The 780-nt window shown below is 66.8% G+C and carries 1 protein-coding gene and 1 pseudogene; both read right to left on the bottom strand.

The window, feature by feature from the left end; all coding sequences use genetic code 11:
* A pseudogene (locus MKK70_RS22835) lies at positions 1-331 on the bottom strand (PhnA-like protein); the annotation flags it as partial.
* 152 nt (positions 332-483) lie between these two features.
* Positions 484-744 carry a GlsB/YeaQ/YmgE family stress response membrane protein gene (locus tag MKK70_RS22830; RefSeq protein ID WP_243938597.1) on the bottom strand — a complete coding sequence of 87 codons (261 nt, stop codon included), beginning with the start codon at positions 742-744 and terminating at the stop codon, positions 484-486.
* Positions 745-780 lie beyond the last annotated feature (36 nt).

Below are 780 nucleotides of genomic sequence, written 5' to 3'. Positions count from 1 at the left end.
CCGCCGAGGACAGCAGGTACACGACGACCAGCGTCGAGACCGCCCAGGCGAGCAGCCCGTGGTAGGCGGTGGTGGTGTTGGCGGGCTTCCCCGAGAGGCGCCCGGCGAGCCAGCCGCCGGCGGTGGCTGCGAGAATGCCGGAGATCACGAACCAGATGCCGGCGCCGGACGAGAGCGACCCGGCGGTGGGCGTGCCGTTGCCCGCCGGGTCGACGGTCGACAGTCCGATGCCGAGCCCGACCATGTTCAGGATGACCTGGGCGACCAGCGCGATCACGGCGCCGGCGAGCACCGCCCCCCAAGAGACCGAGTGCAGCGCCATCGTGCGCATGTCCTCGGCCGGGGTGGCCAAGCTGGAAGTCGGGACTTCGTGATCAAAAGTCGAACGGGTGGTGTCGGGGGACAACGCCATAGTTGGTATGCTTTCGTTTTAAGAGATCGGGTCGGTCTTCGGCCTGTATCGGCGAAGAGGGTTCGCCTGGATCAAAGCACCCGTCGGCGGCCCATGAGGGTGTGGTAGATCCATAGCACCACCACGGCGCCGACGATGGCGACGAGCAAACTGTAAAGGTTCACCCCGGACACCCCGGGCTGGCCGAACTGGTTGAACAGGAAGCCGCCGACGACGGCGCCGACGATGCCGAGCAGGATGTCGACGACGAGCCCCTGACCGGTGTTGTTGACGATCTTGCTGCCGATGAAGCCGGCGATCAGGCCGAGCACGATCCAGGCGAGGAGCGACATGGTCCAGTTCCACTTCGTAAGGGGTGGGTCGGGGGC

It is taken from the genome of Methylobacterium sp. E-041, from assembly GCF_022829665.1.
Taxonomy (GTDB): Bacteria; Pseudomonadota; Alphaproteobacteria; order Rhizobiales; family Beijerinckiaceae; genus Methylobacterium.
Note: the sequence above shows the minus strand (reverse complement) of the source record. Positions and strands in the feature narration are given on the sequence as shown.